At 63.8% G+C, this 23,886-nt stretch carries 21 protein-coding genes; 11 read left to right on the forward strand and 10 right to left on the reverse strand.

Annotation, left to right across the window (positions count from 1 at the left end):
- Nucleotides 1-45 precede the first annotated feature (45 nt).
- From WD767_12855 to WD767_12880, 6 genes are all read right to left on the reverse strand, one after another.
- Nucleotides 46-1,356: a TRAP transporter large permease gene (locus WD767_12855; GenBank protein ID MEX2616977.1), complete on the reverse strand. Its 1,311-nt coding sequence runs from the start codon at nucleotides 1,354-1,356 to the stop codon at nucleotides 46-48.
- On the reverse strand, nucleotides 1,349-1,876 hold the full coding sequence (locus tag WD767_12860) for a TRAP transporter small permease (protein ID MEX2616978.1): 528 nt from the start codon (nucleotides 1,874-1,876) through the stop codon (nucleotides 1,349-1,351). Before WD767_12860 ends, WD767_12855 begins: the two co-directional genes overlap by 8 nt.
- 90 nt (nucleotides 1,877-1,966) lie before the next feature.
- Nucleotides 1,967-3,010, reverse strand: coding sequence for a C4-dicarboxylate TRAP transporter substrate-binding protein (locus tag WD767_12865; protein MEX2616979.1), 1,044 nt, complete (start codon nucleotides 3,008-3,010; stop codon nucleotides 1,967-1,969).
- A 175-nt stretch (nucleotides 3,011-3,185) separates the two neighbouring features.
- On the reverse strand, nucleotides 3,186-4,181 hold the full coding sequence (locus tag WD767_12870; protein MEX2616980.1) for an Ldh family oxidoreductase: 996 nt from the start codon (nucleotides 4,179-4,181) through the stop codon (nucleotides 3,186-3,188).
- Between the two features lie 232 nt (nucleotides 4,182-4,413).
- The gene (arsJ, locus tag WD767_12875) at nucleotides 4,414-5,655 is read right to left on the reverse strand and encodes an organoarsenical effux MFS transporter ArsJ (GenBank protein ID MEX2616981.1); all 1,242 of its coding nucleotides are present in this window, start codon (nucleotides 5,653-5,655) and stop codon (nucleotides 4,414-4,416) included.
- Nucleotides 5,652-6,668, reverse strand: coding sequence for an ArsJ-associated glyceraldehyde-3-phosphate dehydrogenase (locus WD767_12880; GenBank protein MEX2616982.1), 1,017 nt, complete (start codon nucleotides 6,666-6,668; stop codon nucleotides 5,652-5,654). Before WD767_12880 ends, arsJ begins: the two co-directional genes overlap by 4 nt.
- Nucleotides 6,669-6,828: 160 nt before the next feature.
- Between WD767_12880 and WD767_12885 the strand changes: the two genes are divergently transcribed.
- Nucleotides 6,829-7,632: a TauD/TfdA family dioxygenase gene (locus tag WD767_12885; protein MEX2616983.1), complete on the forward strand. Its 804-nt coding sequence runs from the start codon at nucleotides 6,829-6,831 to the stop codon at nucleotides 7,630-7,632.
- Here WD767_12885 and WD767_12890 read toward each other — a convergent pair.
- Together WD767_12890 and corA are read right to left on the reverse strand one after the other, a co-directional pair.
- Complete coding sequence (locus WD767_12890) at nucleotides 7,604-9,271, reverse strand: FMN-binding glutamate synthase family protein (GenBank protein MEX2616984.1); 1,668 nt, start codon at nucleotides 9,269-9,271, stop codon at nucleotides 7,604-7,606. The genes WD767_12885 and WD767_12890 overlap by 29 nt on opposite strands.
- Nucleotides 9,268-10,476 (reverse strand): magnesium/cobalt transporter CorA, encoded by a 1,209-nt coding sequence (gene corA, locus WD767_12895; GenBank protein MEX2616985.1) that lies wholly within the window; start codon nucleotides 10,474-10,476, stop codon nucleotides 9,268-9,270. The genes WD767_12890 and corA overlap by 4 nt, the downstream gene beginning before the upstream one ends.
- Before the next feature lie 113 nt (nucleotides 10,477-10,589).
- Here corA and WD767_12900 point away from each other — a divergent pair, with 113 nt between their 5' ends.
- From WD767_12900 to WD767_12915, 4 genes are all read left to right on the forward strand, one after another.
- Complete coding sequence (locus WD767_12900) at nucleotides 10,590-11,513, forward strand: DnaJ C-terminal domain-containing protein (protein MEX2616986.1); 924 nt, start codon at nucleotides 10,590-10,592, stop codon at nucleotides 11,511-11,513.
- A 4-nt stretch (nucleotides 11,514-11,517) separates the two neighbouring features.
- Nucleotides 11,518-11,838, forward strand: a complete 321-nt coding sequence (locus WD767_12905) for a chaperone modulator CbpM (protein ID MEX2616987.1) — start codon at nucleotides 11,518-11,520, stop codon at nucleotides 11,836-11,838.
- Nucleotides 11,839-12,030: 192 nt separating this feature from the next.
- A complete protein-coding gene (locus tag WD767_12910) occupies nucleotides 12,031-13,044 on the forward strand; it encodes an efflux RND transporter periplasmic adaptor subunit (GenBank protein ID MEX2616988.1) in 1,014 nt (337 codons plus the stop codon).
- Nucleotides 13,041-14,405, forward strand: coding sequence for an MFS transporter (locus WD767_12915; protein MEX2616989.1), 1,365 nt, complete (start codon nucleotides 13,041-13,043; stop codon nucleotides 14,403-14,405). Before WD767_12910 ends, WD767_12915 begins: the two co-directional genes overlap by 4 nt.
- Here WD767_12915 and WD767_12920 read toward each other — a convergent pair.
- Both WD767_12920 and WD767_12925 read right to left on the reverse strand, forming a co-directional pair.
- The gene (locus WD767_12920) at nucleotides 14,402-15,427 is read right to left on the reverse strand and encodes a fatty acid desaturase (GenBank protein MEX2616990.1); all 1,026 of its coding nucleotides are present in this window, start codon (nucleotides 15,425-15,427) and stop codon (nucleotides 14,402-14,404) included. The genes WD767_12915 and WD767_12920 overlap by 4 nt on opposite strands.
- 219 nt (nucleotides 15,428-15,646) lie before the next feature.
- The gene (locus WD767_12925) at nucleotides 15,647-17,755 is read right to left on the reverse strand and encodes an acetate--CoA ligase family protein (GenBank protein ID MEX2616991.1); all 2,109 of its coding nucleotides are present in this window, start codon (nucleotides 17,753-17,755) and stop codon (nucleotides 15,647-15,649) included.
- A 233-nt stretch (nucleotides 17,756-17,988) separates the two neighbouring features.
- On the opposite strand from WD767_12925, the gene WD767_12930 reads away from it, so the two are divergent.
- From WD767_12930 to WD767_12955, 6 genes are all read left to right on the forward strand, one after another.
- On the forward strand, nucleotides 17,989-18,210 hold the full coding sequence (locus WD767_12930; protein ID MEX2616992.1) for a biotin/lipoyl-binding carrier protein: 222 nt from the start codon (nucleotides 17,989-17,991) through the stop codon (nucleotides 18,208-18,210).
- A 122-nt stretch (nucleotides 18,211-18,332) separates the two neighbouring features.
- Complete coding sequence (locus tag WD767_12935) at nucleotides 18,333-18,800, forward strand: cyclic nucleotide-binding domain-containing protein (GenBank protein MEX2616993.1); 468 nt, start codon at nucleotides 18,333-18,335, stop codon at nucleotides 18,798-18,800.
- A gap of 113 nt (nucleotides 18,801-18,913) precedes the next feature.
- Nucleotides 18,914-20,440, forward strand: coding sequence for a 3-hydroxyacyl-CoA dehydrogenase (locus WD767_12940; GenBank protein MEX2616994.1), 1,527 nt, complete (start codon nucleotides 18,914-18,916; stop codon nucleotides 20,438-20,440).
- 36 nt (nucleotides 20,441-20,476) lie between these two features.
- Nucleotides 20,477-21,679, forward strand: coding sequence for an acetyl-CoA C-acyltransferase (locus WD767_12945; protein MEX2616995.1), 1,203 nt, complete (start codon nucleotides 20,477-20,479; stop codon nucleotides 21,677-21,679).
- 12 nt (nucleotides 21,680-21,691) lie between these two features.
- Nucleotides 21,692-22,870, forward strand: coding sequence for an acyl-CoA dehydrogenase (locus WD767_12950; GenBank protein ID MEX2616996.1), 1,179 nt, complete (start codon nucleotides 21,692-21,694; stop codon nucleotides 22,868-22,870).
- A gap of 224 nt (nucleotides 22,871-23,094) precedes the next feature.
- Nucleotides 23,095-23,715: a hypothetical protein gene (locus WD767_12955; protein MEX2616997.1), complete on the forward strand. Its 621-nt coding sequence runs from the start codon at nucleotides 23,095-23,097 to the stop codon at nucleotides 23,713-23,715.
- Nucleotides 23,716-23,886 lie beyond the last annotated feature (171 nt).

Genomic DNA, 23,886 nt, shown 5'->3' on the forward strand with positions numbered 1-23,886 from the left:
TGATTCTAGAAGATAAGTGCGGGCGATGATGTCCCGGTCGCGGGATTACATCATCGTCGCGGGCAGCCAGGTTGAAATCGCCGGGAAGGCTATCAGGATCCCCAATACGACCAGTTCGATCAGGACGAAGGGCAAGATGCCGGAATAGAGGTCGGTGATCGACACCCGCCCCTCCGAGGCCGAGACGACCGCGAACAGGTTGAGCCCGACCGGCGGCGTGATGACGGCGATCTCGATCATCTTGCACAGGATGACCCCGAACCAGATCGGATCGAGCCCGTAGCTTAATACGACCGGGTGGATGAACGGCACCGTCATGACCAGCATCGACAGCGGGTCGATGAACATGCCCAGCACCAGGTACATCAGCACCATGATGAAGATGAACCAGGCGGCGGACAGCCCGCTGCCGGTGACGATGTCGGTCAGGTCGGTAATGAAGCCCGACACCACGAGGAAGCGTGAAAACAGCAGCCCGGCGATGATCAGGATGAACAGCACCGCCGTCAGCTCGGCCGTCTGCTTGAACGACGACCAGACATCGCCCGTGGAAATCCGGCGGCGGGCGACCGAAATCGCCAGCGCGCCCGTGGCGCCCAGCGCGCCGGCGGCGGTGGGGGAGGCGAGGCCGGTATAGATGCCGCCGAGGACGAAGAAGACCAGCAGCAGCATCGGCCACAGCCCCTTCAGCCCCGCCAGCTTTTCCCGCAACTGCAGCCTGGCGGCCGGCGCCGGCGCCCAGTCCGGCCGCAGCCGGACCAGCAGCGGAATCGTGAAGATATAGAACGCCGCCGTCAGAAGCCCGGGCAGGATCCCGGCGATGAACAGCGCGCCGATCGATTCGTCGGTCAGGATTCCGAAGATGACGAAGGTGAGCGAGGGTGGAATCAGGGCGGCGAAGGTGCCGGCCGCGGCAATGCATCCGGCGCTGATCCCCTTGTGGTAGCCGAACTGGATCATCTCCGGCAGGGCGATGCGGGTGAACATCGCCGCGTTGACCACGGTCGAGCCGGAAATGGCGGCGAACCCCGCCGATGCGACGGCGGTGGCCATGTACAGCCCGCCTTTCACCGAGGCGAGCCACTTGTTCACGGCCGTATACAGCTCGCTGATGATCCCGGACGCCGAGGCGAAGGCGCCCATCAGCACGAACATCGGGATCACCGCGAAGGCGTATTCGCTGGCGACGGCGTAGGGCAGCGTCTCGAAGGTGATCAACGTATAGGTCAGGTCGGAAGCCTGGTACATGCCGACCGCGCCGACCAGCGCGATGGCGAAGGCGATGGGAATTCCCAGGCCGGCGAGGAACAGCAGCACGCCGATGGCCGCAATGCCGTAATACAGCGCTTCAGTCACGCAACTGCTCCCTCAGGTCCCGGTCATAGGTGCCGCACAGCAGGTGCGCGAACTGGCGCAGGGCTTCCAGCGTCGCGATGATGCAGCCGGTGCAGAGAAGGACCCTGCCGGGCCAGACCGGAAAGGAAATCTGCCCCATGGAGCGTTCGTCGACCAGCACGCTTTCCCAGGCGGCGAAGCCGCTGCGCCACGCGATGAAGCCGAAGAACAGGATCGCGCCGATGACCGCGATGCCGATGGAGAGCCGTTGCGCCAGACCGGTGAATTTCGCCGAGAAGATATCGACGGTGATGTGCGCGCGGCGCCGCTGCGCCTGCGCGAGCCCCATGAAGACGACGATGACGAGGCCGGCTTCGGAATATTCCACCGCGCTGGGGACCGGCATGTGCAGGATCGAGGTGCCGAAAATATCGGCGGCGCCGATCAGCGCCAGCAGCCCGATAAAGACCGCGGAGATGGCGAGCGCGAAGACGCATAATCGCTGTATCGAGAGATCAAGAAAGACAAAAAACTGTTTCATGACTGCCCAATGCCGCCCGCCGGCGGCCCGGATGCATGGCTGTATCCGGGCCGCCGCAGGCTATTCGAGTTTTACAGGATTCGTGGCCGTCTATTCTTTCTTGTTCTTGTTGTAATAGGCCATGACTTCCCCCGCATACTGGGCCGCTTCCTTTTCCAGGCCCTGTTTCGCCATTTCCTCGATCCAGAGCTTGACCATGTCCGGAACGGCGGCGTTCAGCTTTTCCTGTTCCTCGAACTTGATGACTTCCGCGCCCTGCGCAACCATCGTGTTCAGCGCTTCGGCTTCCTCGCGCTCGGTCACTTCGGAACTGTAATCCGTCGCTTCCAGGCCGGTATCGACGAACAGCTTCTGGACATGTGCCGGCATCGCGTTGAACTTGTCCAGGTTCATCGCCAGGAAATAGGCGTGGATGCCGCCGAACTTCACGTCGATGATGTATTTCGCCACTTCGTGCAGCTTGTAGGCCACGAAGTTGGCGTTGGTCAGGTAGGAACAGTCCATCGTGCCGCGCTTCAGCGCTTCATAGTTTTCCGTCGGCAGGACGTTGACCGGGGTCACGTCGATGGCGGCGAACATTTTCGGCATGTAATTGCCGAAGGTGCGGACCTTGAGCTGCTTCAGGTCTTCCATGGTGCGGACCGGCTTGGTGCAGATCAGCTTGTAGTTCGGCAGGTAGCGGTACACCAGCGGCTTGATATTGTTCTTCTTGAACTCGTCGATCTGCGACTGGTTGGTCTTTTCCAGCGCCATCGCCGCGCGCATCGCGGTTTCCGGGTCGAAGAAGGTCATCGGCAGGCTGTTCGTCATGGCGGCGAAGGGCAGGTTGGAGGTGAAATACCCCTGCACCAGCGCGCCCATGTCGACCGCGCCCCTGGCAACCAGCGGCAGGATTTCGTTCGCCTTGCCCAGCGCGCCGGAATAGTAAAGCTTGATCTCGATCTTGCCGCCGGTCCGTTCCTTGATCTTCTCGGCGAACCATTCGGTGGGCTTGTTCATGTACAGCGCCTTGGGGAAACCGGTTGCGTGCTTTAACGACATTTCCGGGTATTCCTGGGCATTGACGGTCGTATAGGCGCCGAGCGCGCCAACCAGCGCGGCGCCGGCGATCAGCTTTGTCGTGAACGTGAACATGTGGCTTCCTCCCGTTACGTGTCAGATTTTCATTGTTCCCCCGCCGGGCGGACCGACTTCTTTCCGGCGGGGGAACTGTGGCGTCATGCTAGTCGTAATTCTCGCGCATTGGTAGTCATTCGATGCAACAATGCGATGCCGCGCGGCTGTTTCCGGCAGGTTGCTCCGCAAGGCGTCAGATTCGTCCGGCGCCGGCGACGCCCGTCAGGCGCCGGTGCACGATTTCCGGCACCTCGATGCTGTTCGCCGCCATGCGTTCGCGGCGGATGGCGGCGGAGCGGTCGAACGGCATCCGCACGGGAGCGCCGCCGTCGACCGGGCGCGCGCCGCGGACAGACTCGGCGTAGGCGGTCACCTTTTCGCGGTACTCCTGCTCCGGCATCATCAGGTCCGGCCGCATGGCCACGATGACGAATCCGAACCCGGCGAGCTCCGGCGGCTGGATTGGCGAACCGGCCAGGACGCCGAGCAGTTGCACCACATGGCCCAGTCCCGATCCCTTGTGTCCGCCCCATGGGGTGAACGCGCCGCCCAGCGCGGCGTCGGGGTCCGTCGTCGGTCGCCCTTCCGCGTCGAAGGCGATGCCGTCCGCCAGCGTCTGCCCCAGGCGCTTCGCCAGCACGACCTCCGCATGCATGATCGACGAGGTGCCGATATCCCAGATGATCGGATCGCCGGTGCTGGGAAAGCCGAAGCAGATCGGGTTGGTGCCGAAGCGCCCTTCGGTCGCGCCGTGCGGAGCGACCCAGGGCGTGGCGTTGGAGGCGATCATGGTGACCATGCCTTCCGCCGCCGCCAATTCGGCGAAATAGGAGAGCATGCCCGTGTACCAGGTATCGTCGCCGCCAACCATGGCGATTCCGCTGGCGCGGCATTTCGCGATGGCGATCTCCGTCGCCTTGAGCGCGACGACATAGCCGAGATTGTCATTGCCGTTGAGCCGCGCGGAAACCGGCGTTTCATGGGCCACGGTCACGGGCTGTTTCGGCGAACCGGTGCGCTGCAGCCGCTCCACGATGCTGACCAGGCGCGGCAGCCCGCCATACTGCAGCCCGCGCAATTCGCAGTCGATGAGATGGTCGGCGACGATCCGGGCGTATTCCGACGAATGATCGAGCGCCATCAACACACGCTCCGCCAGCGACCGGGCCTCGTCCACCGTCATGCGCATACAGACCTCCCTTGCGTCGGCGCCATCCGTTCCGGGGCAAGCTTGGCGGCGCGGCAAGGATAATGCAAGCGTCGCGTCCGGTAATGCCATGCGGCGACGCATCGGGTATCCGCATGGCCCCTGCCGCCGCCATCCGCCATGCTGCGGCCGGACCTGAAACCGGATTGACCGAGGATTGCAAATGCCCTGGGCCGCGCGACAACGGGCATGACGGTGCTGCCGCCCTGACGCGTTACTCGCCGGCCGCGGCGGCCAGATCGTCGGCTGCGACGGCGCGAGCGGTCCCGGCCGGCAGCAGCATCGACAGCAGGGCGGCGCAGAGCACGAGGCCGACGGAGAACCAGAGGCATCCGACCAGTCCCCATTGCTGGTAGGCAAGGCCGGACAGCACAGTGCCGACCAGCCGCCCGCCCGCGTTCGCCATGTAGTAGAAGCCGACATTCAGCGCGACCTTGTCCGCATCGCTGTAGGACAGGATCAGGTAGGAATGCAGCGAGGAATTCAGCGCGAAGGCGATACCGAAGATCAGCAGCCCGGTAACGACGGAAACCGCCGGGTCCAGTTCGAAAGCGAGCGCGGCGACAATGCCGACCTGGATGGCGGCCAGCAGGAAGGCCCAGTTCCGCGCCGTGGGGCCGTCCGGCGCGCCGCGCCGCGCCATGATCTTCGGCGCGACGGACTGCACCATGCCGTAGCCGATGACCCACAGCGCCAGGAAGCCGCCGACCTCGGTAAAGCTCCAGCCCAGGGTGGCGTAGAGGAACACCGGCAGGCCGACGACGAACCATACGTCGCGCGACGCGAACAGGAAGAACCGCGCGGCGGACAGGATGTTGATCTCCCGGCTCTTGGAGAAAATGGCGGAAAACTTCGCCTTGGATTTCGATTTTCCCATGCCGCGCGGCAGCATGGTGACCGCCCCCGCCAGCACAACGGCCAGCGCCGCGGCCATGGCGTAGAGGGCGTCGACAAAGCCCAGGGTCGCCAGCAGCAGCCCGCCGAGGAAGAACCCGGCGCCTTTCAGCGCGTTTTTCGACCCGGTCAGGATGGCGACCCATTTGAACAGGGCCGATTCCGCGTTTTGCGGCACCACGAGCTTGATGGCGCTCTTGGAGCTCATCTTGGTCAGGTCCTTGGCGATCCCCGACAGGGCCTGCGCCGCCATGACGTAGGCGACGGATGTCCAGCGCGACCATTCGGGCGAAAGCTGCGCCAGCATCGCGAGGGCGACGATCTGCAGCGCCAGCCCGCCGAACAGGGTTGTCTTCAGCCCCAGCCGGGCGGCGATCCAGCCGCCGACCAGATTGGTGACGATCCCGAAGAATTCGTAGAACAGGAACAGGAAGGCGACTTCCAGCGGGCTGTATCCCAGCGTGTGGAAATGCAGCAGCACGAGCATCCGCAACGCGCCATCGGTCAGCGTGAAGCCCCAATAGGCTGTTGTCACGACGGCATAGTTGCGGATATCGGTCATGCCGCTTTCCTGCCGAGACTTGCGCCGATTTTGGAAACCAGCTCCATCATGCGGTTAACATAGCCGATTTCGTTGTCGTACCAGGCGAGGATTTTCAACTGGGTGCCGTCGGTGACCATGGTCGACGGGCCGTCGACGATGGACGACCGCCTGTCGTTCACGTAATCCGCCGATACCAGCGGCCGCTTTTCATAGCCGAGAATGCCCTTCAACGGGCCGGCGGCGGCGTCCTGGAACAGGGCGTTGACCGTATCGGCATCGGTCTTGCGTTCCAGCTCGAACACGCAGTCGGTCAGCGATCCGTTCAGCATCGGCACGCGGACGGCCAGGCCGTTCAGCTTCCCCTTCAGTTCCGGGTAGATCATCGTGATCGCCGTCGCCGAGCCAGTGGTCGTCGGGATCATCGACAGGACCGCCGACCGGGCGCGCCGCAGGTCCTTGTGCGGGCGGTCCACCAGGACCTGGGTATTGGTAATGTCATGGATCGTGGTGATCATGCCATGCCGGATGCCCAGCGCTTCATGGATGACCTTCACCACGGGCGCCAGGCAGTTGGTGGTGCAGGATGCGGCGGTCACCAGATGATGCCGCTTCGGGTCGTAGAGGTCGTCATTGACGCCCATGACGATATTCAGCGCGCCTTCCTTGACCGGGGCGGCGACCACGACCTTGCGGACGCCCTTCTCGAAATAGGGCGCCAGCGCGGCTTCGGTCTTGAACTTGCCGCTGCATTCGATCACGACATCGACGCCGAAATCCTCCCACGGAGTTTCCCGTGGCGAGGGATGGCGGGTGAACGGGATGGTTTTTCCGTCGACATGGATGTTCGAACCGTCGAACCCGATATTCCGGTTCCAGCGGCCGTGGACCGAGTCGAACTCCAGCAGATGCGCCGCGACTTCCGCGTCGCCCGCGATTTCGTTGATATGCGCGAATTCGATCCCGGGCCAGTCCCAGGATTCACGCAGCGCCAGCCGGCCCATGCGACCGAAGCCATTGATGCCAATTCTCACGGTGGCGTACCTTTCGCAACTTGAACAATTCGACCAATATCAGATAGTCCTGATCGCGGCCACGCTCAATTGCCAATCCGCGCCTGTCACAATAGATTAATGTTCGACCGCCACAGGCGATTTCAGCAAACCACGATCTGATCTGGAAGGAGAGGCTGGCATGACGGAAATTCGCAGGCTGAACGAGAATATCGGGGCGGAAGCCATCGGTTACGACCTCGGCAAGCCTCTGTCGCCGGAAGAAATCGGGGCGCTCAACCAGGCGCTGCTGGACAATCTGGTCCTCGTGATCCGGGGGCAGGAACTTGACGCGGTGCAATACCGGGACGCCATGGCGCAGTTCGGCGAACCCATGCTGCAGCACCGCGAAGCCTTCCGGCTGCCCGAATGCCCCGATGTCAGCCGGGTCGTGAACCGCGAGAAAATGCGCCCGGCGGCGATGTGGCATACGGACCACACCAACCACGAACGGCCGCCGAAGGCGACGATCCTGTATGCGCGCAAGCTGCCGAGCAAGGGCGGCGATACCTGCTTCGCCAGCATGTACAAGGGCTATGAGAGCCTGCCGGAGGAAGACCGCCGCAAGCTGGAAGGCATGGTGACGATCAACAGCCTGGAAAAGGACAATCCGACCTATTCCGCGACGGACCGCGACAAATATGAAGGCGGCGTTTCGCATCCGCTGATCCGCACGCATCCCGAAACCGGCAGGAAGGCCGTGTATTTCCATCTGACCAAGGCGCAGGGCATCGCAGGCATGCCGGACGAGGCGGTACGCCCCTTCCTGGAAGGCCTGCTGGATAAGGTCGTGCAGCCCGAATGGGTCTACCGGCACCACTGGAAAATGGGCGATGTGGTGATCTGCGACAACCGCTGCGCGCTGCACCGCGCCGACCCGAATTACGACCAGGCCGAGGAACGGCTGCTGTGGCGCGTCATTCTTCGGGGCGATCGCCCTCACTAGGGTCGGGCACGACGACCGGCGCAAAGCTGTCCGCCTGCGCGATCTCCCAGTCCTGCGCGTAGATGGATGAATCCGGCTCGGTCAGCAATTCGCCCGGCTTCAGGAAATGATAGATATTGTCCGCCGTCTGCCAGTGGTTCGGGCCGAGCCGCCGGCAGAGATGGGACGGTTCCAGCATCCCCGGTCGTTCCAGGCCCGCGGCGGCGATGATTTCGGCCAGCGCCTCGACCGTGTTGCGGTGAAAATTGTGGACCCGCGGGGCCTTGTCGGCAACGACGAGGCCGTGCTGGCGCAGCGGATCCTGTGTCGTGACGCCGGTCGGGCATTGGTCCGTATGGCATCGCTGCGACTGTATGCAGCCCAGCGCGAACATGAAGCCGCGCGCCGAATTGCACCAGTCGGCGCCCAGCGCCAGCGCCGCGGCCATGTGATAGCCGTTGATGATCTTGCCGCTGGCGCCGATCCGGATCCGGTCGCGCAGCCCCGCGCCGACCAGCGCGTTGCGCACGAAGATCAGCCCGTCGCGCAGCGGCATGCCGATCCGGTTTGTGAATTCCAGGGGCGCCGCGCCGGTGCCGCCTTCCTTGCCGTCGACAACGATGAAATCGGGACAGATATCCGTTTCCAGCATCGCCTTGACGATGGCGAGGAATTCCCAGCGGTGCCCGACGCAGAGCTTGAACCCGACCGGTTTGCCGCCGGACAGTTCCCGCAGTTCGGCGATGAAGTCCAGCAGTTCCAGCGGCGTCGAAAACGCGCTGTGGGATGCCGGCGATATGACGGTCTCGCCGACCGGCACGCCGCGCGCCTCCGCGATTTCCCCGGTTACCTTCGCGCCCGGGAGCACGCCGCCATGCCCCGGCTTCGCGCCCTGGCTCAGCTTGATCTCGATCATCTTGACCTGGTCCCGGCAGGCGTTTTCCCGGAACTTCTCCGCGCTGAAGGTTCCGTCCGGATTGCGGCAGCCGAAATAGCCGCTGCCGATTTCCCATATCAGGTCGCCGCCATGCAGCAGGTGATACCGGCTGATGCTGCCTTCGCCGGTGTCATGGGCGAAGTTTCCGCGCTTCGCGCCGAGGTTCAGCGCCTGGATCGCCCGCTCGCCGAGCGAGCCGAAACTCATCGCCGAAATGTTGAGGATCGAGGACGAATAGGGCCGCTTGCATTGCGGCCCGCCGATCGCGATCCGGAAGGGTTCATGCACCACCGGCACGGTGCGGATGGAATGGTTGATCCACTCGAACTGGTCGCCATAGACGTCCATCTCCGTGCCGAACGGCTTGACGTCCACCGCGTCCTTGGCCCGCTGGTAGGCCAGGGACCGCTGGTCCCGGCTGAACGGCTGTCCCTCCAGATCGCCTTCCACCAGATACTGGTGGATCTGGGGGCGGACTTCCTCGATGGCCCAGCGCAGCTGTCCGACCAGCGGATAGATGCGCTTGATCGAATGCGATGTCTGCAGAAGGTCGAATACGCCAAGGGCGGCAAGCGGCAGCAGCACGACCAGCGCCCAGCCGGTCCATGGCGCGAACAGCGCGGTAATCGCGCAGGCGATGCTGGCGAGAATGACAAGGGTGAAGGGCACGTAGCGAATCAGGTTGTAGCGACTCACTTTGTAGCGTTTCAGGCCGGGTATCATGGGGAGCGCCTCTGCAGTTTTGTGCGAAACCGCTTTTTCCGGCGGCGGCGACGGCCGACCCAGCCGCGTTTGCGGAACCAGGCCAGCATTCCGGCGGCGATGGCAACCATCACCGCGACGGTGGCGGGATAGCCGAAGGCGGAACGCAGCTCCGGCATGTTCCACGGCGACGCATCCGGGTCGAAATTCATGCCGTAAATACTGCTGATCAGCGTCAGCGGCATGAAAATCGTGGCGATCACCGTCAGCACCTTCATGACCTCGTTCATGCGCGTGTTCTGGGCCGACAGGAAGATATCGGTCAGGTCGCTGACGATTTCGCGATAGGTCTCGATCAGGTCGATAAGCTGGAAAGTATGGTCGAAACAGTCGCGCAGGTACAGCTTGGTCTGTTCCTGAATCAGGCTGTTTTCATCCCGGATCATCGCGCTCAGCATCTCGCGCTGGGGCCAGACGGCGCGGCGCACCGTCAGCAGATCGCGTTTCAGGGCGTGAATCCGGTGCACGTCGTCGGGCATCGGGTCGGCCATGATTTCCTCTTCCACGGCGCCGATCTGCTCGCCGATCGATTCCAGAACCGGGAAGAATGCGTCCGTCACCGCGTCCAGCAGCGCATAGATCAGGTAATCGTTGCCGGCGGCGCGAATGCGGCCGCGTTTGTTCCGCAGCCGGCTGCGGACCGGCTCGAAACAGTCGCCGGGCCGTTCCTGCAGGGTGATGACGAAATCCTTGCCCAGGAAGAAGCTGACCTGTTCCGTCTCCAGGGCGCTATCGCTGTGCGGCATGCGGCAGACGATGAACAGGTGGTTGTCGTATTCCTCGATCTTGGGCCGCTGGTGCACGTTCAGCACGTCCTCCAGCGCCAGATTGTGGAGCCCGAATTTTGTCCCCAGATCCTGCATCGTTTTGACGTCGCCAAGGCCGGAAACATCCAGCCACAGGACGGGGTGCGTCTCGCGCAGCCCGTCGATGTCCGCGATCGCGACGTCCTGTTCCTCCACGATCGCATCGGGTCCATAGGCGATGAGCGCGATGGCGGGTCGCGCCGCGGCCGGGTCGGCGACCAGCGTGCCGGGCGGGGCGCCTGGCGGAGTCCGGCGGGGCCGGTGTCCGGGAATGGGATACGGGTTGTGGATATCCGTCATGCTGCCGCCATTCTGCGCCGGAGCGCCGCAGAATGGCGCACCAGTCTTGAAAATACCCATACGAGCCTACCATTTCTATGGGGCCAGCGGACATTCCCTGTCGCGAACCGTCGATCCATGCCGATTCAGTCCGACAGTCAGTGCGCCGGCATGGGGAACGAAGGAGCGAAAGGGTGTCTGACGAGTTGTACGATGCGCTCGGCGTGGGCAGGACCGCGACCGCGGAGGAAATCCGCAAGGCCTACCGGGCGATGGCCAAGAAATACCACCCGGACCTGAACCCGGGCGACGCGAAGGCCGAGGAGACCTTCAAGAGGGTGCAGAGCGCTTACGGGATCCTGTCCGACCCGGAAAAGCGCAAACAATACGATTCGGGCGCGATCGACGCCCAGGGCAATGAACGCCAGCACGGCTATTACCGCGAATACGCGTCCGATCCCGGCGCGCATCCCTATCAGTCCGACGCCGGCTATGCGGATTTCGGCGATATCTTTTCCGACCTGTTCGGCGCCCGGACGCGCGGCGGGGCCGGCGGCGACGGGCAGGGCGGGTTTCGCATGCGCGGCGGCGATGTCCGCTATTCGCTCGATATCGCCTTCGAGGAGGCGGTGCTCGGCGCGAAGAAACGGGTGACGATGCCGGACGGCAAGACCCTCGATATCGCGATCCCGCCGGGCCAGCGCGACGGCCAGATGCTGCGCCTGCGCGGCAAGGGCATGTCCGGGCATGGCGGCGGCGCGGCCGGCGATGCGCTGATCGAGGTGCATGTCGGCGCGCACGCCACCTTCCGGCGTGACGGCAACGATATCCGCAGCGAACTCGACGTGGGGCTGCATGAAGCGGTGCTGGGCGCGAGAATTCCCGTGCCGACGGTCGGCGGGACGGTGACCATGACAATCCCGGCCGGTTCGAACAGCGGCGATACGCTGCGCCTGCGGGGCAAGGGCGTTCCCGCGGCCGGCGGGCGGCCGGCGGGCGACCATTTCGTGACATTGCGGGTGGTGCTCCCGGCGAAACCGGACGACAGGCTGCGCGGCTTCATGGAAGAATGGGCGAAGGACCATGCCTATGACCCGCGCGGCGGAAAGGGGCGCTGAAACGATGCGAAGCGAACACGAAATACTGTTGGATTTCGTCGGCCTGCGGCGGGAAACGCTGCATGTCTGGATCGCGCGCGGCTGGATCGCGCCGTTGCGCGAGGGCGGCGGCTACCGCTACCGGGAGATCGATGTCGCCCGGATCCGCCTGATCGAGGAATTCCGCTCCGACCTGGATATCGGCGAGGATGCGATGGATGTCATCCTGCCGTTGCTCGACCAGGTGCACAGCCTGCGCTGTGAATTGCGCCGGCTCGCCGACGCGGTCAGCGCCCAGCCGGCCGATGTCCGCCGCCGCATCGCCAATGCGATTAACGGCGGCTGATGCATGTCCGGTTTCAATAGCCTGTTTTAGTTGCTACGATTTCGCCAGATGGCCGGGCCGGATCCCGGTTCTTAATAAGAACAAGATCTGGATGAAATGCTGAAAAGTATAAAGCTGCGTATTATTGCCGCAATAGCAGCAATACTTTTGATTTCGGTAATTTCATATGAAATTTTTCACTGGATCACGCATGTGTACGAATTCGATGCGCGGATCAAGACGACCATGACGACGCTGGCCAGCCGGATCGACGCCAATATCGCCGAAATCCATGTCAGGGAAGGCGACAGGGTGGAAGTCGGCACCCTGCTGGTCTCGCTGGAATCCGAGGTGGAACGGCTGCGGATCGAAGCGCTGAAAATCGACCTTGAGCGGGAAATCGCGCGGAGCGCCAGGCTGACGGCCGAAAAAGACGCGCTCGAGCAGAACCTGGAATCGAAAATCGCGACCAAGCTGGCGGAAATCGCGGCGCTCCGGGTCGAATACCGGGCAATCGACGACCGTCTCAATCTCGCGCGAAAGAACCTGAACCGGTCACGGCTCCTGTACGACAAGAAGCTGCTGTCCCCGAAAACCCTGGAACAGGATCAGGACTCGACGCTTGAATTCGAGGGACAGCTCAAGGTTTCCGCCGCCAGGATCCGCGTCGCGGACCGGGAACTCGCGCAAATCCGCGCATCCCGGTCCGATCTGGACGTGATTGCGGCGGAACTGGAAATTTCCAGAAAAACCGTCCAGAAAATCGGGGTTCAGATCAGGGAAGAGGAGGAAAAACGCCGCCAGATGTTTATCGCCAGCCCGATCAACGGGGTCGTCGATAATATCTTCAAGCACAAGGGCGAAACCGTCAACGAAAGCGACCCCATCATTCTGCTGCATGACCCGGAAAATTTCTGGATCGAGGCCAATATCGAGGAAAGCCAGCTTCGCTATATCGAGGTCGGGCAGATGGTCGAGATCGACATAGACGCCTATCCCTTTGACGACTTCACCGGCACGGTCATGCGCGTCGGCAGCGTCACGACCGCGCAGATGGCCTGGGATGCCGGCGGTTACGACAATGCCGGCAAGGCGGTGCAGCGCGTTCCGGTCTATATCCGGCTGCTCGATCCCCCCGAAAAGGTCACGCCGGGCATGCTGGTCGAGGTCAACATCCAGATATTCGACCAGGTGATGGAACGGCTCAAGAAACTCAGCTTCCGATGAAGCTGGAGAAACTGGACTGGCGCATCGTCCTGACGCTGGCGACGGTCGCGATGCTGGTCCAGCAGGCGTTTTCCTATGTGTGCCAGATGACCCTGCCGATCCTCGCCGACCGGGTGGCGGAGGATTTCGGCATTTCCCGCGCCTGGCTCGGGCTCTACCTGTCGATCCAGAACCTGACCGCCATCGTGGCCGCGATGTCCTGCGGCGGCTTCATCATCCGCTTCGGCGCGTTGCGGGTCAGCCAGGTCTGCCTGATCCTGATGGGCGGCAGCGTGTTCGTCATCGCCAGCGGCATTGTCTGGCTATACCCGATCGGCGCGATCCTGCTGGGCGCGGGCGCGGTATCGACTCCGGCCAGTTCGCACATCCTCGCGCGGTTCTGTCCCCGGCACCTTGCGCCGGTCGTCTTTTCGGTCAAGCAGACGGGCGTTCCCGTCGGCAGCCTGATCGGCGGGCTGATGATTCCGTCGCTGCTGGGAGTCGGCTTCTATGTCGCTGTCCTGGGCGGCTCGATCCATCTGGACGCCTTCGGCACCGCCTTCGTGACGGGGCTGATCGTATATTCGGTGGCGCTGGCGCTGCAGCCGTTCCGCGCGTATTTCGACAATGACCGCAAACCGGACGAGAAACTGACCGTTTCCGGCGTGTCGGATACGCTGAAACTGGTCGCGTCGACACCGAAACTGCGCGACCTTTCGTTTGGCGCGTTCGCGTTTGGCGGGCTGCAGTCGATCTTTTCCGGGTTTTTCATCCTGTATCTCATCGACGGGCTGACGTTCAGCGAGAAGGATGCGGGCGTCCTGTTCGCCATCGCCAGTTTCTCCGCCGTCGCGGCGCGGATCCTGTGGGGCTGGATCGGCAGCACGATCCTGCCGGCCCGTATCGCGCTCGGACTGATCGGGGCCTTCGGCGCCCTGGCGGCGATACTGACCGGGTTTTACGACGCCTCCTGGAGCTACGGCGCCATTCTCGGCGTCGCGATCCTGTACAATGTCACCGGGTTGAGCTGGCACGGGCTGCTGCTGTCGGAAATTGCCGCGCTGGCGCCGGCGGGCCGGGTCGGCGGCGTCACCGGGACGGTGCTGTCCTTCACCAGCGTCGCGATGATGACCTACCCGGCGATCTATGGCGGGATTCTCGCGGCGACGGATTCCTACAGTCTCGGCTTCCTGTTCGCCGCGATGCCCTCGGCGCTGGCGGCGGTTATCTTCTTCTGCCCGCCGGTACAGGACACCTGGCTGCGGATCGTCAGGGCTGTGCTGGCCTGGGGAATACGGCCGGTGCGGCTGCTCTATGGCGCCGTCATCCTGCTGGCGGGCACGGCCATCGGCGCCGTGCTGGCGCTCAACGCGCTATATTAGCGCCCGGACAGCGCCCGGAAGCTGATCAGTTTCTGCGTGGCTTCGTCCCATAGCGTGAGGCGCGCGCATTTCACGCTGTCCCAGATTGTCAGCCGGTTCACCTGTCCCAGTTCCGGAAAGTCCTTCAGGCATTCGTTCAGCCGGTAGTTCGGAATCCTGCTGGAGAGATGGTGGATATGGTGGATACCGATATTCGCCGTCAGCCATTGCAACCAGCGGGGCATGACGTAATAGCTGCTGCCGGCGACCGCCGCGGTGTGGAAATCCCAGTTGTCGTCACGCGCCCAGTAGGTGTCGCGGAACTGATGCTGGACATAAAACAGCCAGGTGCCGATGGCGCAGGAAAGCAGGGTAACCGGCGCCTGGACCAGGAAGAAATCGCCGAAGCCCAGCAATACGCCCAGCGTGACGATAGTCGCCGCGATCCCGAAATTGGTCGCCAGGACGCTGGGCAGCGTGCCCTTGCGCAGGCGCAGCATGTCTATCGGCAGCCGGAATTTTACGACGAACAGGTAAATCGGCCCGATGCCGAAAAGAACGAGCGGGTTTCTGTACAGCCTGTAAAGACAGCGCCGCCAGGCCGGAAGCGCCTGGTATTCCCGCACGGTCAGCACGTCCAGATCGCCGATCCCGCGCTGGTCGAGATTGCCCGAGGTGGAATGATGTATGGCATGGGCCTTGCGCCAGTAGATGAACGGCGTCAGCGTGAAAATGCCGATGACATGGCCCAGCAGGTCGTTGGCCAACCGCGACCGGAAAAACGAGCGGTGGCCGCAATCGTGCTGGATCATGAACAGCCGCACGAGGAAGAAAGCCGTCGGCACCGACAGCAGCAGCGCCGCCCAGTAACCGTAATGAACGGCGACCATGGTCGCGACCCACAGGGTTATCAGTGGAATCGCTGTTGCGCATAGCTGGCCAAGACTGCGTAACGTGCTGGCGCTACGGTAGGGCTGCAGAACGCGAAACCATTCGCGGGCATCACCCCTGCCGCCTGACGCCGGGTCGCTTGTTTCGCCCACGCCTGAGCTGGACGCGGCCCCGTGAGGCCGCTTGAGAGATGATACCAATCCTGTTCCTTTATCTCGGGCGGATTATTCCGCCACATGTTTGTTATGTTGTGTCCAGAATAATCCGAAACAAACGGTATCGCAAATATGTGACCGGAATATGGCGGACAACGCCCGTTATATTCCGGTTATTGTGCCCTGATCCAGGGCCGATGTCCTGCCGCGTGAGTGTCAGCCCCGGCGCGGCACCAGCAGGGCGTCCAGCGCGACGCCGCCCTTGCCTTTTTCCATGACCAGGAAGGGGTTGATGTCGATGCTTTCCAGCCGGTCGGCATTGGCGACGGCGAAGATCGACAGGGCCGACAGCGCCTTGGCGAGGACCTGCACATCCGCCGGCGGGGCGCCGCGCGCGCCTTTCAGCATGGCGCTGCCCTTGATTTCCTGGATCATCTGCGAGGCTTCGCGAACGCCGAACGGCGCGACCCGGAAGGTGATGTCCTTCAGGACCTCGGCGAAGATGCCGCCAAGACCGAACATCACGACCGGCCCGAAGGTCGGGTCGGTAAAGGTGCCGAGGATGGTTTCCACGCCGCCCTTCACCATCTGCGCGACAAGCACGCCGTCGATCTTCGCGTTCGGCGCCGCTTTCTTCGCGTTGGCGATGATTTCGGCGTAGGCCTTGCGCACCGCGGCCTGCGAATCGAGGTTCAGCTTCACCCCGCCGATTTCGGTCTTGTGCAGAATGTCCGGCGAAACGATCTTCATGACGACGGGGAAGCCGATTTTCGCCGCCGCCGCCGCGGCGTCACTGGCGCTCTGCACCAGGCTTTCCTTGCCGGACGGAATCCCGGCCCGCTTCATCAGCCGCTTCGCCTCGTACTCGTTCAGGGTCTTCGCCGGCATTTTCGGTGTCTTGGCCGGGATTGCCGGCGGTTTCGGCAGGGCCTTCTCGAAACCGATACGCAGCCGGTTCAGCGCCGCCAGCGCGTAGATCGTCTCCGCCGGATCCTCGAACGCCAGGATGCCGTCGGCTTCGAACTTGCGCAGGTTGTCGGGCTTGCCGAAGATCGACAGCGCCATCGGCCGGTCCGGGAATTTCTCGCGGATCGGCCTGATCGCGTCGATCGTGTTCTTTGTCAGCCCGTCGGAATAGGCGAAGCTGGTGAAGAAAGAGGCGATGGAATCGTAATTGCCCTCGCTCAGCATCGCGTCGAAATTCTTGGTCAGCAGCGACCAGTCGTTATAGAAGCTGGCCGTGGTGTCGACCGGGTTGCGCGTGCCGGCGAAGGGGATCAGTTCCTTCAGCTTCTTCTGGGTCTTTTCCGGCATCGGGGCGACGTCCAGGTCCACTTCCGCCGCCGCGTCGGCCATCAGCACCCCGGCGCCGCCGGAAATCGTGACGATGCCCAGCCGGTTGCCCTTCGGGTACTGGCCGAAGGAACAGGCATAGCCGATATCGACCAGTTCGCGCGCGGTGCGCGCCCGGTAGACATTGAAGCGCCGGAATACGGCCTCATAGACATCGTCCGAGCCCGCGAGCGAGGCGGTATGCGATGCGGCCGCATGGGCGCCGATATCCGAATTGCCGACCTTCATCATCACGATGGGCTTCTTTTGCGCATGGGCGTATTCGAAGGCGTCGTACAGCCGGTCCACGTCGCGGCAGCCTTCCATATAGCCCAGGATCACGTCGGTGCCGTCGTCTTCCGCCATGAAGCGGACGCAATCGGCGAAGGCGACGTCGCATTCATTGCCGGTCGTCGCCCAGTAGCTGAAGCCGACGCCGCGCTCGCGCGCCAGCGAGAAGATATGCGCGCCGAACGCGCCGCTCTGGCTGGCGATTCCGACGCCGCCGTCGCGCGGCCGGCCCATCTCGATGGAGGAGGAAAAGGTCGACCACGAACTTTCCCGCCCGCTGAAGATGCCAAGGCAGTTGGGGCCCAGGATCCGCATGCCCGATTCATTGGCGATATCCGTCAGGCGCTGCTGCATCGCCTGGCCTTCCTCGTTCATTTCCGCGAAACCGGAGGTGAAGGCGACGATGGACTTGACGCCCTTGGCGGCGCATTCCTCCGCCACCTCGATGGCGAAGCGCGCGGGCACCGCCATGATGGCCTGGTCCACCGGGCCCTTGATATCCTTGATCGACCCATAGGCCTTCAGCCCCTGGATCGTTTCCCGGTTCGGATTGACGGGATAGATCTTTCCCTTGAATCCGAAATCCTTCAGGTACTGGACCGGTCGTCCCCCGATACGGCCCGGTTCTTCGGACGCGCCCAGGATCGCGATGGATTGGGGGCGGAAGAGGGGACGCAGACTGTCATAGAATGCCGTGGCCATTGGGGACCGACCTTTCTGAACGTTTGGTTCGCGGGAATTTACGAAGGCGAGAAGGATATTTTCAGCATCAATGCCCGGTTTTGACAATACCGATATGTCGATTTGATCCGCGCGGTTGACATTTTCGGGGCCGCGAAACACATTCGCGTCCTTGATTCCGTCCCGGTTCCGGCAGGGGCGGTTTACGGTCATGCCGGAAATTTCGGGATTAACGGGGAAGTCAGGAGAAGCCCATGGCGCGCGAAGACGTCGAATCGGAAGTGACGGGGACGGTCTGGAAAATCGAGACGAAAGTCGGTGATGCCGTTTCCGAAGGCGATGTCCTGATGATCATCGAATCGATGAAAATGGAAATTCCGGTCCTGGCGACCGAGGACGGTTCGATCGTCGAATTCGCCGTCGAGGAAGGCGAGGCGGTTTCCGAAGGCCAGGTGGTCGTCGTCCTCGAAACCTGACCGGCGACCATTCGCCGGCCCGATCAGGGCCAAACTTTAACGGATCGTTAAGCAGGGTTGCGGATACTGACCGCGCGCCGTCGGCCCGATGCCGGAGCGCGTTACAGGGTGGTATCGCAACGATGGGTTTTTCGCCGTCTCGGTCGGCCGGGCTGCAGGTTCTGGAGCGCACGGTATTTCCCCGGGGCGCGACGATCTTTCGGGAAGGCGACGTCGGCAATCGCGCCTATATCGTGCAGCGCGGCAGGGTCGAGTTCTACAGGTGCGTGGACCGGGAGGACATCCTGCTGGGCAGCGTCGGCGCCGGCGGCATTTTCGGTGAAATGGCCCTGATCGACGACCAGCCCCGTATGGCGACGGCCATTGTTTCCGAACCGGCCGTCTGCATCGTGATTTCCGAAGCCCCTTTCCAGAAGAAACTGGCGGCGCTGGACCCGTTCCTGGCAGGCGTGCTGCGCATCCTTGTCCAAAACATCCGGTCCATCCAGGACGCGAGGAACAGGGCGGGCTATCACGGAACGGCACCCGCCATGCTTCCCGTGGCGGATGCCGGAACCGGCGATGACAGCGACGCCATCGAGGTCGCCTGACGCGCGTCTCCCGCGCATTTTCTGATACGGGGCAAAACGTGTTGCGCTGCACCAAGCGGGGTGGCTACATTCCGCGCCGTTCATATTCAGAAAAACGACAGGTGAGAGTGACAATGCCGAATGACCCGAACAACGACCCGTATCTGATCGGCGTGCTCGGCGCGGGCGCGATGGGGCGAGGCATCGCCCAGGTCGCGGCGGCCGGCGGCATGCGGGTCCGGCTGTTCGACGCCAACGCCGATGTCGCGAAAGACGCGCATGCCTTTATCGGCAGCATGTTCGGCCGCGCGGCGGAACGCGGCCGCATGACGGCGGATGAAGCCGCCGCCGCGCTGGCGCGGGTCGAAACCGTTTCCGGCATGCAGGATTTCGCCGAATGCGACGCGGTGATCGAGGCGATCGTCGAGAACCTGGAGGTCAAGCACAAGGTGCTGGGCGAGCTGGAAACCATCGTCCGCGAGGACGCGATCATCGCCAGCAACACCTCCTCCCTGTCGGTCACGACCATCGCGTCGGGCTGCAAACATCCGGAGCGCGTCGCCGGCTTCCATTTCTTCAATCCGGTGCCGCTGATGCCGCTGGTGGAGGTGATCGCCGGGGTGCTGACCGAGGAATGGGTCTGCGAGGCGCTGATGAAGATCGGCCGGCGGATGACGCGCGAACCGGTGCGGGTCAACGACGCGCCGGGCTTCCTGGTCAACCAGGTCGGGCGCGGCTTCAATATCGAGGCGGCGCACATGGTGCAGGAAGGCATTGCCGACACCGTCTCGATCGACCGCATCATGCGCGACGGCGCGGGGTTCCGGATGGGGCCGTTCCAGCTCATGGACCTGACCGGGCTGGACGTGACCCACCCGGCAACCGTGCTGATCTACCGGCAGGCGTTCGACGAGCCCCGCTTCCGCCCCGCCATGATGATGGAGGCGCGCACCAGGGCCGGGCGGCTGGGCCGCAAGACCGATGCGGGATTCTATGAATACAGGGACGGCAAGGCCGTGGAGCCGGAGGAAGCGCCCGCTCCCGCCTATGACGGCCGTCCCGTCTGGGTCAGCGGCGCGGAGCCCGAAGGCCGCGACGCCGTGCTCGCGGTGCTGAAGGAAGTCGGCGCCAGGCTGGATGAGGGTGAAACGCCGGGGCCGGATTCGGTCATTATCGTCACGCCCGTCGGCGACGACGCGACGACCTGCGCCGTCGATCAGGGGCTGGATGCGAAACGCACGGTCGCCGTCGATACGCTGATCGGCTTCGGCCGCCGGCGGACGCTGATGACGACGCCGATTACCGACCCCGCCTTCCGCGACGCGGCGCATGGCGCGCTGAGCGGCGACGGCGTGCCCGCGACCGTGGTGCGCGACGGGCCGGGCTTTGTCGCCCAGCGGATCGTCGCGATGATCTGCAATGTCGGCTGTTCGGTGGCGCAGCTCGGCGTCGCCGCGCCCGACGATATCGACAAGGCCGTGACTCTGGGGCTTAATTACCCGTATGGTCCGCTGACATTCGGCGACCGGATCGGACCGGACAGGATTTTGAGGATACTGGAGGCAATTCACGGCCTATACCGCGACCCCCGCTACCGGCCCAACCCGTGGCTGATCCGCCGGGCCAGGCTGGGCGTGTCGCTGTTGACGCCAAACACATGATCCCCGAAGGGGTTTCGAGACAAAGGGAGAATTTCGATGCTTGATGCATATCTTTACGGCGGCAAACGGTCCCCGTTCGGACGCCACGCCGGCATGCTGTCGCCGGTCCGGCCGGACGACATGCTGGGCGGCGTCATCCGCGACGCGCTGGCGGCGACCCCGTTCGATGGCAGGGACATCAGCGACGTGATCGTCGGCTGCGGCAACCAGGCCGGCGAGGACAGCCGCTGCGTCGCGCGCCATGCCGGGCTGATCGCCGGGCTGCCCATCGAGGTGCCGGGCCAGGTGATCCAGCGCAACTGCGCCAGCGGGCTCAGCGCGATCATTTCCGCCGCGCACGCCACCACGGTCGGCGAGGGCGAGCTGTTCGTCGCCGGCGGCGTGGAAAGCATGACCCGCGCGCCGACCGTCGTCGGCAAGGCCGAAACCGCCTACAGCACCAAGATCGACGCCTATGATTCCGCCATCGGCGACCGCTTCCCGAACAAGGCGCTGAAGAAGGAATACGGCTGGGAAACCATGCCGCAGACCGCCGACAATATCGCCTCGGACTTCCAGATCACCCGCGAATCCTCCGACAGGTTCGCCTATGCCTCGCAGATGAAATACAAGGCGGGCAAGGAAGCCGGCTTTTTCGACGACGAGATCACGGCGGTGAAGATCGCCGCGACCCGCAAGACGCCGGAAATCGCGCTGGCCGAGGACGAACACCCCCGGCCGGAGACCAACCTGGAAGGACTGGCCAAACTGCGCCCGCTGTATGAAGGCGGCGTCACCACGGCCGGCAACGCGTCGGGCATCAACGACGGCGCGGTCGCGACCCTCGTCGGCAGCCTGAAGGCGGGCGAACGCGCGGGCGCGAAGCCGCTGGCGCGGATCATCGCCAGCGCCTCGAGCGGCGTGTCGCCCCGCATCATGGGCATGGGACCGGTGCCGGCGACACAGCTGGCGCTGGAACGCGCCGGGCTGACGCTGAAGGATCTGGACGTCATCGAAATCAACGAGGCCTTCGCCGCCCAGGTGCTGGGCTGCCTCAAGGGGCTCGGCCTCGCCGATGACGACAGCCGGGTGAACATGAACGGCGGCGCGATCGCCGTCGGCCATCCGCTCGGCGCCTCCGGCCCGCGCATCGCGCTGACGGCGGCCCGCCAGCTGGAGCGCGTCGGCGGCCGTTACGCGCTGGCGACGCTCTGCGTCGGCATCGGCCAGGGAACCGCGATCATCCTCGAACGGGTGTAGGGCCGCCCGCATATGAGTGAAGCACGCTTCGACTGGCAGGATCCGCTGCTGCTGGCGGATCAGCTCAGCGAGGAGGAGCGCATGATCCAGGACTCGGCGCGCGATTTCGCGCGCGCCGAGCTGATGCCTCTGATCGTCGACTGGAACCGGAACGAAAGCTTCGATCCGGAACTGATGAAGACCTTCGGCGGCATGGGGTTCCTCGGCGCGACCCTGCCGGATTACGGCTGCGCCGGGATCGGCTTCGTCTCCTACGGGCTGATCTGCCGGGAACTGGAATATGTAGACACCTGCTTCCGCTCGGCGGTGGGGGTGCAGACCGGGCTGGTCATGGCGCCGATTCACGTCTACGGCTCCGACGAACAGAAGGAACGCTTCCTGCCCGGGCTGCGCGAGGGCGAACTGATCGGCTGCATGGGGCTGACCGAACCCAATCACGGCTCCGACGCGGGCGCCATGCAGGCGCGGGCGAAGAAGGTGGACGGCGGCTACAGGCTGTCCGGCACGAAGCAGTGGATCACCAATTCGCCGCTCGCCCATGTGCTGCTGGTCTGGGCCAAGGATGACGACGGCGTGGTGCGCGGCTTCCTGCTGGAACGCGGAATGAAGGGGCTGGATACGCCGAAGATCGAGGGCAAGGTCGCGGCGCGGGCCTCCTCCACCGGGTTCATCATGATGGACGAGGTCATGGTGCCGGACGCCAACGTGCTGCCGAAGGCGAAGGGCCTCGGCGCGCCGCTCTCGGCGCTGACCAACGCGCGCTTCGGCATCTGCTGGGGCGCGATGGGGGCGGCGGAATTCTGCTGGCGGGCGGCGCGGGACTACACCGTGGACCGCACCCAGTTCGGCCGCCCGCTGGCCGCCAACCAGCTGGTCCAGAAAAAGCTGGTCGACATGCAGACGGAAATCGCGCTCGGCCTGCAATCCTGCCTGCGCATCAGCCGGCTGCGCGACGAGGGCCGGGTGACGCCGGAAATGATTTCGCTGGTCAAGCGCAACTGCACCGGCAAGGCGCTGGACATCAGCCGCCTGGCCCGCGACATGCACGGCGCCAACGGCATTTCCGACGAATACCACGTCATCCGCCACATGGTGAACATGGAGGTCATCAACACGCTGGAAGGCACCCACGACATACACGCCCTCATCCTCGGCCGCGCGATGACCGGCATCCAGGCGTTCACCGCCTAGGGCGCCAAACCCCCGCCTCACCCCGACCCTCTCCACCCCCGGGGGGTAGAGAGGGAGCAGATGGCGGCTCCCCCCTTTTACTTCTTGAACCCTCGCCCCCTATGGGGGAGAGGGCAGGGTGAGGGGGCGACGGCGGCATCCCGCGCGCAATGTTCGGTTGCGTTGCCATCGAGAGTTTGCAGTAATGTGGAAGACAGCAGATTATCCTGATTGGACATGACCTCATGAAAATGCCGATAACATCCAGCGCCCTGGCTTTTCTCGCCGCGCTTTCGGTTTCCGCCTGCGCCTTCGAGGACCGGCAGGCGAATCTTACCTATCCGCCAAAACCGGAATCGGGCGGCGCGGCGGCCGATGCGCCGGCGACCGCCACCGCCAGGGCCGATGCGCCGCTGGTGACGATCGTACGCTTCGATGACCAGAGAGCGGAAAAGGAAATCGTCGGGCAGGTCAGCCACAGTTTCGGCGTGGAAACCGCGGATGTCGTCTCCTCCGGCAACGTCAGCGATTGGGTGACAAACGGGTTGAAGTGGGAACTGGAGAAAGCCGGCTATCGCGTCAATGTGGTGAACGCACCGGCATCCGCCGCCAGCTCCCTGCTTGTCACGGGCACGGTCGTGCTTCTGCACAGCAGCGCCAATATCAGGACAAAGGGGCTGGTGATGTTGCGGGCCCGGATCGGCAACGAGAAGATGGACCGCAGCTACGAAGGACATTCCGTCGGCGCCGCCGACTTTTTTGCGACGGAGGAAGTGTTCTCCAGGGCGCTGAGCCTTGCCCTGCAGGACGGATTGCGGAAGATCGTGGCGGATATCGCGAAAGCCCTGGGTGACAGGGCAATCTGAGCGCCCCCGCCTCACCCCGACCCTCTCCACCCCCGGGGGGTAGAGAGGGGGCAAACAGCGGCTCCCGCCACTTTACTTTTAGAACCCTCTCCTCTGGGGAGGAGAGGGCAGGGTGAGGTCCGAACCGGATAGATTGATTACAGAATAGACCGGATACATCGTTGACATGTT

It is taken from the genome of Alphaproteobacteria bacterium, from assembly GCA_040905865.1.
Classification (GTDB): domain Bacteria; phylum Pseudomonadota; class Alphaproteobacteria; order UBA8366.